Origin of the sequence: Mediterraneibacter butyricigenes (assembly GCF_003574295.1) — a bacterium.
Taxonomy (GTDB): Bacteria; Bacillota; Clostridia; order Lachnospirales; family Lachnospiraceae; genus Mediterraneibacter_A; species Mediterraneibacter_A butyricigenes.
In genome coordinates this window covers 44,427-62,204 of sequence record NZ_BHGK01000004.1, presented here as the reverse complement: position 1 = coordinate 62,204, position 17,778 = coordinate 44,427, and the positions used below count along the sequence as shown (strand labels likewise).

At 43.4% G+C, this 17,778-nt stretch carries 15 protein-coding genes and 1 tRNA gene; 14 read left to right on the top strand and 2 right to left on the bottom strand.

Annotated elements, in window-relative coordinates; translation table 11 throughout:
* From KGMB01110_RS14615 to pta, 3 genes are all read left to right on the top strand, one after another.
* Window positions 1-346 (top strand): GreA/GreB family elongation factor (locus KGMB01110_RS14615; RefSeq protein ID WP_119299323.1); only part of this gene is annotated, 346 nt, incomplete at its 5' end.
* The gene (locus KGMB01110_RS14610; RefSeq protein ID WP_119299319.1) at window positions 347-1,000 is read left to right on the top strand and encodes an HAD-IA family hydrolase; all 654 of its coding nucleotides are present in this window, start codon (window positions 347-349) and stop codon (window positions 998-1,000) included.
* 243 nt (window positions 1,001-1,243) lie between these two features.
* Entirely contained in the window at window positions 1,244-2,233 is a 990-nt protein-coding gene (gene pta / locus KGMB01110_RS14605) for a phosphate acetyltransferase (protein ID WP_117602590.1), read from the top strand.
* Between the two features lie 172 nt (window positions 2,234-2,405).
* Here pta and KGMB01110_RS14600 read toward each other — a convergent pair whose 3' ends face one another.
* A complete protein-coding gene (locus KGMB01110_RS14600; RefSeq protein ID WP_119299317.1) occupies window positions 2,406-6,656 on the bottom strand; it encodes a 2-hydroxyacyl-CoA dehydratase in 4,251 nt (1,416 codons plus the stop codon).
* Window positions 6,657-6,952: 296 nt separating this feature from the next.
* On the opposite strand from KGMB01110_RS14600, the gene KGMB01110_RS14595 reads away from it, so the two are divergent.
* The 4 genes from KGMB01110_RS14595 to KGMB01110_RS14580 all read left to right on the top strand — a co-directional run bounded on the left by KGMB01110_RS14595 (window position 6,953) and on the right by KGMB01110_RS14580 (window position 11,254).
* On the top strand, window positions 6,953-7,780 hold the full coding sequence (locus tag KGMB01110_RS14595; protein WP_117602308.1) for a hypothetical protein: 828 nt from the start codon (window positions 6,953-6,955) through the stop codon (window positions 7,778-7,780).
* Window positions 7,781-7,798: 18 nt separating this feature from the next.
* Window positions 7,799-9,235 (top strand): pyruvate kinase, encoded by a 1,437-nt coding sequence (gene pyk, locus KGMB01110_RS14590; RefSeq protein WP_119299315.1) that lies wholly within the window; start codon window positions 7,799-7,801, stop codon window positions 9,233-9,235.
* Between the two features lie 34 nt (window positions 9,236-9,269).
* A complete protein-coding gene (locus tag KGMB01110_RS14585; RefSeq protein WP_117602306.1) occupies window positions 9,270-10,541 on the top strand; it encodes a diaminopimelate decarboxylase in 1,272 nt (423 codons plus the stop codon).
* A 74-nt stretch (window positions 10,542-10,615) separates the two neighbouring features.
* Window positions 10,616-11,254 (top strand): hypothetical protein, encoded by a 639-nt coding sequence (locus tag KGMB01110_RS14580; protein ID WP_117602305.1) that lies wholly within the window; start codon window positions 10,616-10,618, stop codon window positions 11,252-11,254.
* 130 nt (window positions 11,255-11,384) lie between these two features.
* Here KGMB01110_RS14580 and KGMB01110_RS14575 read toward each other — a convergent pair whose 3' ends face one another.
* Entirely contained in the window at window positions 11,385-12,263 is an 879-nt protein-coding gene (locus KGMB01110_RS14575; protein ID WP_170141751.1) for a LysR family transcriptional regulator, read from the bottom strand.
* Window positions 12,264-12,414: 151 nt separating this feature from the next.
* Here KGMB01110_RS14575 and KGMB01110_RS14990 point away from each other — a divergent pair, with 151 nt between their 5' ends.
* The 7 genes from KGMB01110_RS14990 to trpC all read left to right on the top strand — a co-directional run bounded on the left by KGMB01110_RS14990 (window position 12,415) and on the right by trpC (window position 17,772).
* Entirely contained in the window at window positions 12,415-12,579 is a 165-nt protein-coding gene (locus KGMB01110_RS14990; protein WP_156085453.1) for a hypothetical protein, read from the top strand.
* Between the two features lie 160 nt (window positions 12,580-12,739).
* Window positions 12,740-12,822 (top strand) — tRNA-Leu (locus KGMB01110_RS14570).
* Window positions 12,823-13,032: 210 nt separating this feature from the next.
* Window positions 13,033-13,386, top strand: coding sequence for an arsenate reductase family protein (locus KGMB01110_RS14565; RefSeq protein WP_117602303.1), 354 nt, complete (start codon window positions 13,033-13,035; stop codon window positions 13,384-13,386).
* Between the two features lie 456 nt (window positions 13,387-13,842).
* Window positions 13,843-15,327: an anthranilate synthase component I gene (trpE, locus tag KGMB01110_RS14560; RefSeq protein ID WP_117888348.1), complete on the top strand. Its 1,485-nt coding sequence runs from the start codon at window positions 13,843-13,845 to the stop codon at window positions 15,325-15,327.
* Window positions 15,324-15,899, top strand: coding sequence for an anthranilate synthase component II (locus KGMB01110_RS14555; protein ID WP_119299311.1), 576 nt, complete (start codon window positions 15,324-15,326; stop codon window positions 15,897-15,899). Before trpE ends, KGMB01110_RS14555 begins: the two co-directional genes overlap by 4 nt.
* A 34-nt stretch (window positions 15,900-15,933) precedes the next feature.
* Window positions 15,934-16,947: an anthranilate phosphoribosyltransferase gene (gene trpD, locus KGMB01110_RS14550; RefSeq protein WP_119299309.1), complete on the top strand. Its 1,014-nt coding sequence runs from the start codon at window positions 15,934-15,936 to the stop codon at window positions 16,945-16,947.
* 39 nt (window positions 16,948-16,986) lie between these two features.
* A complete protein-coding gene (trpC, locus tag KGMB01110_RS14545) occupies window positions 16,987-17,772 on the top strand; it encodes an indole-3-glycerol phosphate synthase TrpC (protein WP_119299307.1) in 786 nt (261 codons plus the stop codon).
* Window positions 17,773-17,778: the final 6 nt, after the last annotated feature.

Genomic DNA, 17,778 nt, shown 5'->3' with positions numbered 1-17,778 from the left:
TAAGAACCAAAATGAGAGCAGGATCCGGTATCTGGAGCGAATGATCCGTACCGCTCAGATTGTGGAAGATCATTCCGGTGCCGATGAAGTGGGACTGAATAATACGGTGAAGGTATTATTCGAAGATGACGATGAAATAGAGACTTATCGTCTGGTTACAACAGTGCGCGGAAGTTCCCTGGAAGGACGGATCAGTATTGATTCTCCAATCGGGAAAGCAATTTTGGGACATAAAGAAGGCGACCGTGTGTTCGTGAAGGTGAATGAGAATGTAGGATATTATGTGGTGATTAAAGAGATTTTGAAGACCACAGATGATTCTGAAGATAAGATTAGGAGTTTTTAGATGGCAGAGATCTTTTTGTTTGATCTGGACGGTACACTGACAGAGTCAGGAACCGGGATTGTAAATTCTGTGGCATATGCGCTGGAACATTTTAAGATACCGGTATCGGATGAAAAAAAGGAGTTGTACCGTTTTGTGGGGCCATCTCTAAAGGATGCGTTTTCAGGCTATTATGGATTTGATGAAAAACAGACGATGGAAGCCATCCGTGTCTATCGGGAATACTATACCAGACAAGGAATGTTTGAGAATCGTGTATATGATGGTGTGGAGGAGTTGCTTTCATCGTTAAAGGCGAATGGAAAGCGGTTGATGGTTGCAACTTCCAAGCCTGAGATTTATGCAAGACAGATTCTGGATTATTTTCACTTGTCATCTTATTTCGCTTTTATAGGTGGTAGTCTGATGTCCGAGACGAGGACAGACAAGACAGAAGTGATTCGATATGTGTTTGAGAGCACAGGAATTACAGATGTTTCCCGGGCGGTGATGGTGGGAGACCGTTCTCATGATATGATCGGTGCCAAAAATGCAGGAATCAAAAAAGTAGGAGTTCTGTATGGATATGGAACCAGAGCTGAGCTGGAAGAGGCTGAGGCAGATCTGCTGATTGAGACTCCGATGGACCTGATCCGGTATGCAGATACTTTATAAATGCGATCGAAAATGAATGGAAAACTGATAGAAATTAAAAGATTTTTTATCATGAAATTGTATTAAAAGACGTACAAAAAGCCCGTAAAATCAAGGATTTTGCGGACTTTTTGTATTTTTGAATGAACAATACTCGTTAAAAAATTAATTAATAGAATATCGGTTGAAAATTTCAAAAAACGTGATAAAGTAGTAATGGATTTGATGAATAATAGCGTTGAGGAGGAACATAGAATGAACAATATGAAAGGCTTCGGCGAAATGATTAAAAAGCTGAAGAAAAGCCCAAAGAAAATTGTATTTACAGAGGGATCTGATGAAAGAATCCTGGAAGCAGCATCCAGACTTCTGGCATCCAATTTCCTGACACCGATCCTGGTTGGGAATGAAGAAGAAGTGCTGAATGCAGCAGAGCAGTTCGGTTATAATATTCGTGGAGCTCAGATTATCGATCCGGAGAACTATGACCGCATGGATGAGATGGTTGAGATGTTCTGCGAACTGAGAAAGAGCAAAGGTGTGACACCGGAGCAGGCAAGAAAGACTCTGGCACAGGGCAATTATTTTGGAACGATGCTGGTAAAAATGGGTGTTGCTGATTCTCTGCTTGGAGGAGCTACATATTCTACAGCAGATACTGTACGTCCGGCATTACAGCTGATTAAGACAAAACCGGGCAGCACCATCGTATCATCCTGTTTTATTCTGGTTCGTCCGTCTGCAACAGGTGAGAACGAAGTACTGGCTATGGGTGACTGCGCCATCAATCTGAAACCGAATTCAGATGAGTTGGTTGAGATTGCAGGTGCAACTGCAGAGTGCGGTCGTGTATTTGGTATTGACCCGAAGGTTGCATTTTTAAGCTATTCTACGCTGGGATCCGGTAAAGGTGAAGACGTAGATAAGATGAGAGAAGCAACAGAAAAAGCAAAGGCAGCATTTCCGGATCTTCCGATTTCGGGAGAACTTCAGTTTGATGCAGCCGTATCTCCGAGAGTAGCCAGAACAAAATGCCCGGGAGACCCGGTAGCAGGTAGAGTAAATGTTTTCGTATTCCCTGACATCAATGCAGGAAATATTGGATATAAGATTGCACAGCGTCTTGGCAACTTCGATGCTTACGGACCGATTCTTCTTGGTCTGAATGCTCCGATTAACGACCTTTCCAGAGGATGTAACGCTGAGGAAGTTTATTCCATGGCAATCATTACAGCGGCATTAGTAGAAGATTAATTCTTATCCTATACCAGAAAAACCCCCGAACTTGACATGAAGTTCGGGGGTTTTTCAAGAAATAAAAAGCACCGCTGACAGGAAATGAAATCCTGCCAGCGGTGCTTTTGGCTTATTTAACTTCTTTCGAAAAAGGATTGCATAAGGGAACATCCGAATGAATTTATTCCTTCTACTTGTCGGCGTTTTTCAAATTCTTGTTTGCCGTGGAAAGCATCAGCTTGATGCGATTCAACTGGTTTACCTCACTGGCACCCGGATCGAAATCGATGGCTACGATATTGGAGTCTGGATAGCGTCTTCTAAGCTCTTTGATCACACCTTTACCGACTACGTGATTCGGAAGACACGCAAAAGGCTGTGTGCAGACAATATTTGGTGCGTCGTGATGGATCAGCTCCAGCATTTCTCCGGTCAGAAACCATCCTTCACCGGTCTGATTACCGATAGAGACAATCTCAGATGCCATATGTGCAAGATCTTCAATCACTGCAGGCGGATCAAAGTGTTTACTCTTTCTGAAAGCATCACTGGCGGGTTTACGGAACCATTCCAGAGCCTTAATTCCGAGATTTCCAAGGGTTGCCTTGGACTTTTTCATTCCAAGATGAGAAACCTTGAAATTCTGGTTGTAGAAGCAGTAGAGCAGGAAATCCAGAAGATCCGGAACGACTGCCTCTGCACCTTCAGATTCCAGAAGGTCTACCAGATGATTGTTGGCGGCCGGCAGGAATTTTACCAGAATCTCTCCGACTACACCGACACGTGGTTTCTTTATATCAAGTGTTTCAATCTGGTCGAAATCAGAGATAATATCCTGACACATTTTTTTGAAGCGTCTTCTGGACGGATAACCTTCTGATACAAATTTCTTGCAGATCTCAGCCCATTTCCTGTGAACTGCATCGGTTGTTCCCGGGACAGCTTCGTAAGGACGCATCCGATAGACGCATTTCATGAAGATATCTCCGAAGACTGCTGCATAGAGTCCGCGCAGCAGAAGGGCAGGAGTAATCTTGAATCCAGGATTGCCCTCCAGTCCGCTTAAGTTGATGGAGATAACCGGAATATGCGCATATCCGGCCTTTTTCAAAGCCCGTCGGATAAAGCCGATATAGTTGGAAGCACGACAACCACCACCGGTCTGGCTGATGATCACAGCAAGGTGATCGGTATCATATTCACCGGACAGGATGGCATCCATAATTTGACCGACAACGATCAGAGATGGGTAACATGCGTCATTGTTTACGTATTTCAGCCCCATATCAACAGCCTGTTTATTGTCGTTGGGCAATACACGGATCTTATAGCCTGCTGCCCGGAATGCCGGCTCCAGCAGTTCAAAATGGATCGGTGACATCTGCGGACAGAGAATGGTATAATCTTTCCGCATTTCTTTGGTAAAGGCCACTTTTTCGATAGAAGAAGGACGAATGGTTCTTTCTTCTTTTTTCTGTTCCCGTACGCGGATCGCAGCCAACAGAGAACGGACACGGATACGGGCAGCTCCCAGGTTGTTGACTTCATCGATCTTTAAGGTGGTATAGATCTTGTCGGAGTTGGTGAGAATCTCAGCTACCTGATCTGTGGTAACGGCATCCAGTCCGCAACCGAAAGAGTTCAACTGGATCAGATCCAGATTCTCCGTGGTTTTCACATAGTTTGCAGCCGCATACAACCGAGAATGATACATCCACTGGTCCATGACATTCAGAGGCCGTTCTACCTGATGCAGATGAGAGACGGAGTCCTCGGTCAGTACTGCAATATTATAGGAAGTGATCAGTTCCGGAAGTCCGTGGTTTACCTCCGGGTCAATATGATACGGACGTCCGGCCAGAACAATCCCGCGATTACCGGTTTCATCTAAGAAACGAATGGTCTCTTCGCCTTTTCTACGCATATCTTCCCGGCAGGAAGCTAATTCTTCCCAGGCTGCAGATACCGCAGCATCTACTTCCTTTCGACTGATGGAGAATTTTTCTCCAAGTTCGTCAAACAGTCGATAAGAAATGGTTTCCTTGCTCTGAAGAGAAAGGAAAGGATGGATAAAATCCACTTCGCCGTTGACAATCGGATCCATATTGTTCTTAATATTTTCCGGATAGGAAGTAACGATCGGGCAGTTATAATGATTATTTGCCTCCGGGAATTCCTGGCGTTCGTATGGAATGGACGGATAGAAAATATGGGAAATTCCCTGATCAATCAGCCATTGCACATGTCCGTGTGCCAACTTTGCCGGATAACATTCGGACTCACTTGGAATGGATTCGATTCCGAGTTCATATATTTTTCTGGTAGAAGAAGGAGAGAGTACCACTGAGAATCCCAGCTTCGTAAAGAAGGTGTACCAGAACGGATAATTCTCATACATATTCAGGACACGCGGAATGCCGATCTCTCCGCGGGCAGCCTCTTCTTTTGACAATGGTTTATAATCAAAATACCGATGCAGTTTATAGTCAAACAGATTCGGCATCTGATTCTTTGATTTTGCTTTGCCAAGACCTCTTTCGCAGCGGTTTCCGGTGATAAATCTGCGACCACCGCTGAAATGGTTGATCGTCAGACGACAGTTGTTGGTGCAACCCTGACATTTGGTCATGGTCGTTGAATATTCTAAAGCTTCGATCTGGTCGATCGGAAGCATGGTTGTTCCTTCACAGTCCTGATAACGCTCTCTGGCAATCAGGGCTGCACCGAAGGCTCCCATGATTCCGGCAATATCCGGTCTGATAGCCTGACAGTTTGCAATCTTTTCAAAACTGCGTAAAACAGCATTGTTGTAGAAAGTTCCACCCTGAACAACAATATGTTTTCCGAGTTCAGAAGCGTCAGAAACCTTAATTACTTTAAACAGGGCGTTCTTAATGACAGAATAGGCCAGTCCAGCAGAGATATCTGCAACAGAAGCTCCTTCTTTCTGGGCCTGTTTTACTTTGGAGTTCATAAATACGGTGCACCTGGTTCCGAGGTCAATCGGGTTCTTTGCATATAAAGCCTCATGAGCAAAATCTTCTACCGTATAGTTCAGTGATTTCGCGAAGGTTTCGATGAACGAACCACAACCGGAAGAACAGGCCTCATTGAGCTGTACACTGTCAACGGTTTGATTCTTGATCTTAATACATTTCATATCCTGACCGCCAATATCCAGGATACAGTCTACATCCGGTTCAAAGAAGGATGCCGCGTAATAATGAGATACGGTTTCCACTTCCCCTTCATCCAGAAGTAGAGCAGCCTTGATCAGAGCCTCACCGTAACCGGTGGAACAGGAGTGGACGATCTCTACACCTTCCGGTAATTTGCTGTAAATATCTTTGATCGCGGAGATGGTTGTACCGAGCGGATCTCCGTCATTTCCATGGTAGAAAGAATAAAGCAGAGTTCCGTCTTCACCGACCAGAGCGGCCTTTGTGGTAGTGGATCCGGCATCAATTCCAAGGAAGGCTTTTCCTTTATATGTAGCAAGATCTTTGACCGGTACCTGATGTGCATCATGTCGGGTCTTAAACTCCTGGAATTCTTCTTCTGTAGCAAATAAAGGTTCCATACGGTCTACTTCAAATTCCATCTTGATCTTTCCTGCAAGCCGTTGCTGCATTTCCTGAAGAGAAATATCCAGGTTCCCTTCAGAATTCAAGGCAGAACCGATGGCTGCAAACAGATGGGAATGATTCGGAGCGATGGTATGTTCTTCATCCAGCTTTAAAGTGCGGATAAAAGCCTGTTTCAATTCAGATAAAAAGTGGAGTGGTCCACCTAAGAAAGCAACATGGCCGCGGATCGGTTTTCCGCAGGCAAGTCCACTGATTGTCTGGTTGACAACTGCCTGAAAAATGGAGGCCGCCAAGTCTTCTTTGGTGGCACCTTCATTGATCAGTGGCTGGATATCGGATTTGGCAAAAACTCCGCAGCGAGCTGCAATAGAGTACAGCGCCTTATAATTTTTGGCATATTCATTTAATCCTGACGCGTCTGTCTGTAAAAGAGAAGCCATCTGATCAATAAAAGATCCGGTTCCTCCGGCGCAGACACCATTCATACGCTGTTCAATGTTTCCGCCCTCAAAATAGATGATCTTTGCATCTTCTCCGCCTAATTCGATGGCAACATCAGTCTGGGGAGCATAATCCTGTAATGCGGTAGAAACTGCGATCACTTCCTGGACAAAAGGTACTCCAAGATGTTTGGCAAGTGTCAGACCGCCGCTTCCGGTAATGACGGGGGAAGCGTGGATCGGGCCGAGTTTGTATACAGCACGTCCGAGCAGATCCGAGAGCGTTTCCTGGATATTTGCAAAATGCCGCTCATAATCTGAAAACAGGACTTCTTTGTCAGAATCAAGAACTGCGATTTTTACAGTGGTGGAACCGATGTCGATTCCAAGTGTGTATGTATCGTTTCTACTCATTTGTTTACCTCGTTTTAATCATTTCTTCATAAAATCTGTATCTGTTATTTCTTATTATTATGTATGTGTTCAAAATGAACAGACTACATTATACGACAAAGATTCGAAAAAGACAACGAAAAAGTGTGAAACCGTAGTTTGGATTTTGCTAAAAAATCAGAGAACATTCAAAAACAGGAAGAATAAAGGTTGCGCGTAAAAAAACGGATGAGAAAATGGTGTTTGTTGACAAAAGGGAAAGGGGAGGATAAAATAAAGGATATAATTTTTTCAGAAGAATAAAAGGAGACGTTTACGTGGACTGGATATCAAAATTAGAACGCAAATTTGGAAGGTATGCTATTACGAACCTCACTTTATTGTTTATAGGCAGCAACGCACTGGGGTATCTGCTGATGTATACGGCTCCGGCGCTTTTGGCTTATCTGACCTTGGAACCGGGGCTGATCTTAAGAGGACAGGTTTGGAGACTGATTACCTGGATTGTGATTCCTTCCGGAGGAAATGTCCTGGCAGTGATTATTATGCTGTTCTTTTATTATTCTATCGGAACTTCTATGGAACGGACCTGGGGAACTTTTCGGTATAATCTTTACCTGTTTTCGGGAATCCTTTTCACGGTGATCGGAGCTTTTATCCTGTATTTTATCTTTGGAGGCGGTTACGGCTATGGCTGGTATTTCAGCAGCTATTATCTTTGCCTGTCTATTTTTCTGGCATTTGCGGCCAGCTATCCGGATATGGAGGTGCTTCTGTATTTCGTGATCCCTCTGAAGGTCAAATGGCTTGCATGGCTGGATGTTGCTTATCTGGCGTATGATATGATACGGGGTGGATTTGCCACAAGAGTTGTGATCATTGCATCTCTCTTAAACTTTGTACTGTTTTATTTCTCAACCAAAAATCTGAAGCCTTATTCTCCGAAAGAGCGGGTTCGTAAGGCGAAATATAAACAGAAAATGCGACCGACCAATCATTATGCAAACGGAGCGAAGCACAAATGTGCAGTCTGCTCCAGAACAGAATTGGATGATCCTTCTTTAGAATTTCGGTATTGTTCCAAATGTAATGGGAATTATGAGTATTGTCAGGATCATCTGTTTACACATGTCCATATTAAATAAGGAAGGGAGTTACTCAATATGAAAAAAACGAAAATCATCTGTACGATGGGACCCAATACAAATGACAGAAATATTATGAAAGCGCTGATAGAAAATGGAATGAATGTGGCGAGATTTAATTTTTCTCACGGCAGTCATGAGGAGCAGAAAGGCCGGATGGATCTGTTGAAAGAGCTTCGGGAAGAGGCAAAGAAACCAATTGCAATCCTCTTAGACACCAAGGGACCTGAGATCCGTACCGGTATCTTAAAAGACCATAAAAAGGTTGTTCTGACTGAGGGACAGGAATTTACACTGACCACAGAAGAAATCATTGGAGACGCAGAAAAAGTGTCCATTACCTATAATGGCCTTCCGCAAGATGTAAAGGAAGGTTCCGTGATCCTGATCGATGACGGATTGATTGAACTGAAAGTAGAAAAAACAAATGAGACAGAGATTGTCTGTTCTGTGGTAAACGGTGGAGAACTGGGAGAACGAAAGGGAATTAATGTACCGAATGTACCGATCCGTCTTCCTGCCATCACAGAGAAAGATAAAGCAGATATCCGTTTTGGAGTGGAGCAGGACATTGATTTTATCGCGGCATCTTTTGTAAGAAATGCAGAATGTATTCTGGAGATCCGTGCATTTTTAAAATCGTTGGATGCTCCGTATATTCCGATCATTGCTAAAATTGAAAACCGGGAAGGAATCCAGAATCTGGATGAAATTATCCGGGCCGCAGACGGAATTATGGTAGCCAGAGGTGATTTGGGAGTAGAAATCCTGGCAGAAGAGGTTCCATATCTCCAGAAAGTTATGATCCAAAAATGTAAAGATAATTTCAAAACAGTCATTACAGCGACGCAAATGTTGGATTCTATGATCCGCAACCCGCGTCCGACCAGAGCAGAGGTTACGGATGTGGCAAATGCGGTTTACGATGGAACGGATGCAGTGATGCTTTCTGGAGAAACGGCTCAGGGTAAATATCCGGTGGAAGCTCTCCAGATGATGGCTCATATCGTAGAGACAACAGAACAGCATCTGGATTATGAACTGATCCTGCAGAAATCAGGGGATCATCTGAGAGCAGGAATTTCCGGTGCAATCGGCTATTCCTCCGTATTGGCGGCAGCGAATCTGAATGCAAAATGTATTATTACACCAACGGTATCCGGAGCAACCGCACGCGTGGTATCTAATCTAAAGCCACAGCAGAAGATCCTTGGAGTTACGCCAAATGAGAGAACCTACCGCAGAATGTCAATTTACTGGGGTGTGATTCCGATGAAATCATTTGAAGTATCCAGTACAGAAGCAATTTGCAGCGGTGCCATTGAACTGGCACAGGCAAAACAGATGGTAGAATCCGGGGACATTGTAGTCCTGACTGCCGGATTGCCGTCACTTAATATTGAATCACCTCGTGGAGGGGTAAGCAACATGATGAGGATCGCGACGGTAGATTAAGCCGAAGGGATCAAGGAAGGAGAACATACGCAGCATGAAAAAAGTACCATTTGTAACAAAAGAACAACTTGATGAAATTGTAAAGAAATATCCGACTCCGTTCCATCTGTATGATGAAAAGGGAATTCGCAAAAATGTGAAGGCCTTAAAAGAAGCCTTTTCCTGGAATCCGGGATATAAAGAGTATTTTGCGGTAAAGGCAACTCCAAATCCGTTTCTGATCCAAATTTTAAGAGAATACGGATGCGGATATGACTGTTCCTCTTATACAGAGCTTATGCTTTCTGACGCAGTGGGAGCTGAGGCAGGAGATATTATGTTCTCTTCCAACGATACACCGGCAGAAGATTTTGTACTCGCAGACAAATTAGGTGCGATCATCAACCTGGATGATATTACCCATATTGAGTTCCTGGAACGTGCGATCGGTCATATTCCGGAGACCATCAGCTGCCGTTACAATCCGGGTGGACTGTTTAAGATCAGTAATGACATTATGGACAATCCGGGAGATGCAAAGTACGGAATGACCACTGAGCAGATGACAGAAGCCTTTAAGACACTGAAAGCAAAAGGAGCAAAAGAATTCGGAATCCATGCATTCCTTGCAAGTAATACCGTAACCAATGATTATTATCCGATGCTGGCAAAGGTACTCTTTGAGGAAGCTGTAAAATTAAAAGAAGAGACCGGAGCGCATATCAAATTTATCAATCTGTCCGGAGGAATCGGAATTCCGTATACACCGGATCAAGAGCCAAATGATATTTTCGCAATCGGAGAAGGTGTTCGTAAGGTTTATGAAGAAGTTCTGGTTCCAGCCGGAATGGGAGATGTGGCAATCTATACAGAGCTGGGAAGATATATGCTTGGTCCATACGGACTTCTGGTAACTCGTGCTATTCATGAAAAACATACTCATAAAGAATATATCGGTGTAGATGCCTGCGCAGCAAATCTGATGCGTCCTGCAATCTATGGAGCCTATCATCACATTACGGTGATGGGAAAAGAAGACCAGCCATGTGATCATAAATACGACATTACCGGATCTCTGTGCGAAAATAACGATAAGTTTGCCATTGACCGTATGCTTCCGAAGATCGACATCGGGGATCTGCTGGTGATCCATGATGCCGGTGCGCATGGATTTTCCATGGGATATAACTACAACGGAAAACTTCGTTCCGCAGAGGTACTTCTGAAAGAGGACGGAAGTACACAACTGATTCGCCGTGCTGAGACACCAAATGACTATTTCGCGACTTTTGACTGCTTTGAAATCGGAAAGAAATTGTTGAAATAAGGTTTCTTTTTAGACAGAATTATGAGATAATACAAGTAGTAATTCTATAAGAAAACCATGAGGGAGGAAAACAAATGAAGAAAAAAATTGCGGGAATTCTTGCTCTTACACTTGCTTTCGCAACATTACTTGGTGGCTGCGGTTCCAAGATGACGGCTGACGATGCGAAGTCTTACGCGCAGGCTTGTCTGGATGCAAGTTACAAGGGTGAATTCGATGAGTATCTGTCACAGACAGACAGTACGAAAGAAGAAGCACAGGAGATGTATGACAACGGTATCGACCTGACCATGGAAGCAAGTGATATCGAGAACTCCGGCGTATCCCAGGAACTGCAGGATAAATACAGACAGATGTTTATTGATCTGTATAAGAATGCAGATTATACTCTGGACAATGCAAAAGAAGACGGAGAAGATGGATTTACTGTAGATGTAACCGTAAAGCCGTTCCTGATTTTTGAAGGACTGGATGATGAATTGAACGCAAAGCTGGAAGAGATTGCAGCCAATATGACAGAAGTTCCGTCTGACGAAGAAATCAATGAGATGGTATATCAGGCAATGTACGATATTATCTCTCCGAAGCTTTCCAATATGGAATACGGAGATCCGGTTACGGTAACGATCCATGTAGTACCGGATGATGACGGAGTTTACTATGTGCCGGATGATGATTATGAAGCAGTAGAAAACGCATTGCTTCCGGAGTAAACATTTGAATGACAGATTCAGGATGTTTGCCTGAATTATTGGAAAAAAATTAAGACTGCCGTTTCATAAATGGATGTTGAATCCCTATGAAACGGCAGCCTTTTTCGTTAAAGAGTGGTTTCTTTGATAGTTAAGAGTGGCCTCTCTGATATTTTTTAAAGTAATCGATCATAAAGTCGCGGAATTGTTCGCTGGCCTTACTTAAGTGGCTGTCCTTTTTCCATTTTAAAAACAGATAACGATAAGAAGCAAAGTCAGAAATCTTAATCTGACGGATATCGTCGGTTTGCAGGTTCCAGGTGACAGATGGAAGAAACGCCACGCCGAATCCAAGATGGATAAATTTACGCAGGGTAGACGGATTATCTGTTTCCATTACAAAATTCGGAGAAAATCCAACAGCATTGCAGTAGTGGTCGATGATGGTGGAGAGCCCCAGTCCCTTTTGCAGACCGATAAATGGAGTATCCTCCAGTTCAAACAGAGAAATCTGCCCCCGGGATGCCAGCGGATGGTCCTTCGGGATTGCAAGAAGAATTTCTTCTTTTAAGATACATTTGATATTGGAATCATATAAAAATTCTCCGGATGAAAAAATCTGGAGGTCATAGTCTGATTCCTTTGCGGCGGAAGTAGACTGACGCAGGGAAAAGATGATATCAGGATACTTCTCGCGAAATTTTATCAAAATATCAGGAAGCAGATAAGAGGCTGCCAGGGTAGAAAGAACGATCGTATTTTTCTCCTGTTGATTTAATTTATCAATTTCCATATGTGCATTTTCCAGATCCTGAAAGATCCGATTGGTATACTTCAGCAGGATCTTTCCATTTTCGTTGAGTTGAACCCGCTTTCCGGAACGGTCAAAGAGCGGTACTTTGAATTCTTCCTCCAGCAGATGAATGGTTTTACTTAAGGCGGGCTGCGAAATATACAGTTGTTCCGCGGCTCTTGTAATGTGATTCAAAGTAGCGGCGGTTTGGAATTGTTTTAACCATGAAAGTTCCATAAATCCTCCTTTCAAAATCATATATAACTAAAAAGATATAAATATATATATTATTATATATTGGAAATAATAAGAATTCAAGTCTATAATAAGCCACGTAAAAAAAAAGAGAAAATTATAAGAGAGTTTTGAAGAAAAAGGAGAGATTGTTATGAGTAGCAGAGTAGCAACAGCAGATATGTTCAGAGGACGCGACGTTGTACGTTTTATGGAAAAATATGAGAAGAGTGAGAAAACCCTTACATGGAGTACCCGTTTTGCAAACTGGTATAACGACAGATTAAAAATGCTTTATTCTGATATTTCCAGATACTAATCTGAAATAATATATGCCCCATATCCAGGAGGATGTATACGAAACGATATGCGTCCTCTTTTTTATTTTAAAAGGTTGCCTATACTGTCATAAAATTATCTTGACAGAATAGAAGGGATTGGGTATAATATCAATGTTCGGTATTTACCGAAACTGCTGAGCGGATGTGGCGGAATGGCAGACGCACAAGACTCAAAATCTTGCGGGGGTGACCTCGTGTGGGTTCAAGTCCCACCATCCGCAGTTTGAAAAGAAAGTCTGAGAATTTATGGTTCTCGGACTTTTCTTGTTATACGGTATATGAAGCGTTAAGATTATGTATGATCCAGGCAATTACATATAATTTTAATTCCGAGAGATGCCAGGTAGCGTTTTATACGAGTTTTATTATCCGGAAAAGTACGGATGATGCAACAAAATGTTTTATGACTATATGATAAGGAGACGAGGAAGATGTTATTTGTATGTTATCCAAAATGTTCCACATGTAAAAAAGCAGAGAAATGGTTAAAAGATCAGGGAGTTTCCTTTGAACTCAGAGACATCAAAGAAAACAATCCCAATGCAGAAGAACTGAAAGCATGGCATGAAAAGAGCGGACTTCCGTTAAAACGGTTCTTTAATACCAGTGGGATGATTTACCGGCAGATGGAGTTGAAAGACAAGCTGGATACGATGAGCGAGGATGAACAGTATGATTTGCTGGCGACAGACGGTATGCTTGTGAAAAGACCATTAATGATTACGGAAGATAAGGTGTATGTGGGATTCCGTGAAAAGGAATGGCAGGAGTTGAAAATGGATTAAAATTTTAGGGTTGACAGTTCCGGGACTGCTGACTATAATAATAAACAAATAATTTATCAGACTAAACCGATGAAGCGGAGATAATAATAAATGTGCATTCACAGAGAGTCCGGGAGGCTGAGAACCGGATAAAACGCAGTTTATTAAATGGACCGCCGAGGGCGTGAGGGAAAGGAAGTTCTGATTAGAGAGACTTCCGAGTATAGCACGACGTGAGGGCATACGTAAGTTGCCGGAGATATGTTAGTATCTTGCAAAGTGCGTGAACTGTTTACCGTTTACGAATCAAGGTGGCACCGCGAATTGTTTGATCAATCCGTCCTTGACATTATCTTTGGATAATGTCAGGGACTTTTTTCATTATATGGCACTATGTGCCATATAATGAAAACTCTTCGCTGAGAATTATTTGGGAGAAGCATAGATGGAAGAACACATCAGGGAAAGGAGAGAATGATGAAGTATTATCCAACCTATGAAACGGTATGTAAATTTGCAGAGAATCCGGAATACAGGATTGTACCGGTCTGTACGGAAGTTTATTCGGATCTGTATACACCGATTGAACTGCTGTTGATCCTGAAAGCAGTCAGCAATCACTGTTACATGTTAGAAAGTGTAGAGGATTCTAAAAGATGGGGAAGATATAGCTTCCTAGGATTTGATCCGACGATGGAAATTACCTGTCGTAATCATCAGATGAAAATAAAAGATGCAGATAGAGAAGAATGTTTTGAGACGGCGCATCCGGGAGAAGTACTGAAAAAAATCATGAAGGATTATAAAAGTCCGAACTTAGATGAATTTCCTAGTTTTACCGGAGGATTAGTGGGATATTTTTCGTATGACTATATTAAATATGCGGAACCGGTCCTTCGATTAGATGCAAAAGACGAAAATCATTTTCAGGATATGGACCTGATGTTGTTTGATAAAGTTATTGCCATTGATCATTTTCGACAGAAAATCATTCTGATCCACAATATAAAACTTCAGGGGGATCTGGAGAAGTCTTATCAGGATTCCGTGGCAGAACTGGAGAAAATGAGAACCCTGATCCAGAATGGGAAAAAAGCAGAGATTGTTCCTTTAAAACTGAAGAGCGGGTTTACGCCACATTTCTCCCGGGAAGAATATTGCCGGATGGTGGAAACGGCGAAAGAACGGATCTATGAAGGAGACATTTTCCAGGTGGTTCTGGCGAATCGGATGGAAGCGGAGATGGAAGGAAGTATTTTAAATACCTATCGGGTGCTTCGGACGACAAATCCTTCCCCTTATATGTTTTATTTTTCCAGTGATGATATTGAGATTGCCGGGGCGTCACCGGAAACACTGGCAAAACTGGAAAACGGAACTCTATATACATTTCCTCTGGCCGGAACCAGAAAAAGAGGTGCGACAGAAGAAGAGGATCAGAAACTGGAGGAAGAACTTCTGAAGGATGAAAAGGAACTGGCAGAACACAATATGCTGGTAGATCTTGGAAGAAATGATATCGGAAAGATCAGTGAGATCGGAACCGTCGAAGTGGAAAAATATATGGAAATTCAGAAATTTTCCCATGTGATGCATATCGGATCTACGGTACACGGGAAAATTCGGGAAGGGAAGGATGCGGTAGATACCGTGGATGCGATCCTGCCGGCAGGAACTTTATCAGGAGCACCGAAGATCAAGGCATGTCAGATCATCAATGAGTTAGAGGATCTGAAACGTGGAATCTATGGTGGGGCCATCGGATATCTGGATTTCACCGGTAATCTGGACACCTGTATCGCCATTCGGATGGCATACGCGAAGAACGGAAAAGTATTTGTCTGCTCCGGTGCAGGTATTGTGGCAGACAGTATTCCGGAAAATGAATTCCAGGAATGCATCAACAAGGCAAAAGCAGTGACAGATGCTTTGCAGATTTCAGGAAAGGGGGAAGCATTATGATTTTACTGATTGATAATTACGACAGCTTTTCCTACAACCTGTATCAAGTGATCGGAGAGATCAGACCGGATCTGAAGGTAATCAGAAATGATGAGAAAACAATCGAGGAGATCCGCAAGTTAAAGCCGGATGCGATCGTGTTGTCACCGGGACCGGGAAGGCCGGAAGATGCGGGGATCTGTATTCCGGTGGTGAAGGAACTGGGTGCAGAAATTCCGATTCTGGGTGTGTGTCTGGGACATCAGTCCATTTGTGCAGCATATGGCGGTGAGATCACTTATGCAAAAAAACTTATGCACGGAAAAACTTCCGAGCTTGTGGTGGAGGAAGATAATAAACTGTTTCAGGGAATTGACCAGCCGATTCAGATCGGACGCTATCATTCGCTCGCGGCGAAAGAAGAAACATTGCCGGAAGAACTGAAAGTGACAGCCAGGACAGTAGATGGGGAGATTATGGCGGTGGAACACAGAACGAATCCGGTCTATGGCTTACAGTTCCATCCGGAATCCATTCTGACACCGGAAGGAAAAAAGATGCTGGAGAATTTTTTTAGGCAGATAGAGAAATAAAGTAAAGTAATAGAATCAGAAAGGCGGAAATGAAATGATCAAAGAAGCAATTATGAAGTTGGCAAAAAAAGAAAATCTTACATTTGAAGAAACAGAGCAGGTTATGAATGAGATCATGGGCGGAGAGGCAACCGGAGTCCAGATGAGTTCTTATCTGACCGCACTGAGTATGAAAGGGGAAACCATTGATGAAATCACAGGATCAGCGGCAGGTATGAGAAAACATTGTGTGAAACTGCTGCACGATATGGATGTGCTGGAAATCGTAGGAACTGGTGGAGACGGAGCGAACTCTTTTAACATTTCTACGACATCCTCTCTTGTAATCGCTGCAGGTGGTGTTCCGGTTGCAAAACACGGAAACCGTGCTGCATCCAGCAAATCAGGTGCGGCAGATGTGCTGGAAGCTCTGGGTGTGAATATTACGGTATCTCCGGAAAAGAGCGCGGCACTTTTAAAGGAAATCGGAATCTGCTTCTTATTTGCACAGAACTACCATGTGGCAATGCGTTATGTAGCACCGGTTCGAAAAGAACTGGGGATCCGGACGATTTTTAATATCCTTGGACCTCTGGCAAATCCGGCAGGTGCAAATATGCAGGTTATGGGTGTTTATGAGGAAGCACTGGTGGAGCCGCTTGCGAGAGTTCTGGCAAATCTGGGTGTAAAAAATGCCATGGTGGTTTATGGTCAGGATGGACTGGATGAAATTTCTATGGGTGCACCGACCAGTGTATGCGAAGTCAGAGATGGTCAGTTTTCTTCCTATGAGATCTGCCCGGAGGATTTTGGATTCGAGCGTTGTACAAAGGCGGATCTGGAAGGCGGTACTCCGAAGGAAAACGCGAAGATTACAAGACAGATTCTGGATGGCAGTGAACAGGGGGCAAAACGTAACGCTGTGCTCTTAAATGCGGGGGCAGGCCTGTATGTAGCGAAAAAGGCAGAAACCCTGAAAGAAGGAGTTGAACTCGCCAAAGAACTGATCGACAGTAAAAAAGCTTATGAAAAATTAGAAGACTTTATCCGCCGCTCCAATGAAGTATAAATGCCTGAAGCAGATAGATAAAACAGCGGAGGAAATGTGATGACAATTTTAGATGAGATTGCCGGAAAAACCAGAATACGGATTGCGGAACAGAAAAAGAAGCTGCCGTTGGAAGCAGTGAGAAAACAGGCGGAAGCATTGAGATCGGAGACAGGATTTCCGTTCGAACAGGCATTGGAAAAGTCAGGAGTCTCTTTTATCTGTGAGGTAAAGAAGGCTTCGCCTTCAAAAGGAGTGATCGCAGAAGAGTTTCCCTATCTTCAGATTGCAAAGGAGTATGAAGCGGCAGGAGCCGATGCACTTTCCGTTCTGACAGAACCCTTTTATTTTCAGGGAGAAAATGTATTTATTCAGGAAATCACCAAAGAAGTGAAAATTCCGGTGCTTCGAAAAGATTTTACGGTGGATGAGTATATGATCTATGAGGCGAAGATACTGGGGGCATCTGCCGTTCTGCTGATCTGTTCCATTCTGGAACAAGAACAGTTGAAAGCCTATCAGGATCTGGCCTGGGAACTGGGACTTTCTGCACTGGTGGAGGCCCATACGGAAGAAGAAATCCGAATGGCACTCTCGACAGGCGCCAGAGTGATCGGTGTCAATAACCGGGATCTGAAGACATTTCAGGTGGACATTAAGAACAGTATCCGGCTTAGAAAAATGGTTCCGCAGGATGTTCTGTATGTATCGGAGAGTGGAATCAAAACAGCGGAAGACATCCGGGCCTTACAGGAGAATCATACCAATGGCGTACTGATCGGAGAAACACTGATGCGCAGCCCGGATAAAAAGAAAATGCTGGATAAATTGAAAGAGATTGATTGAAGGGAC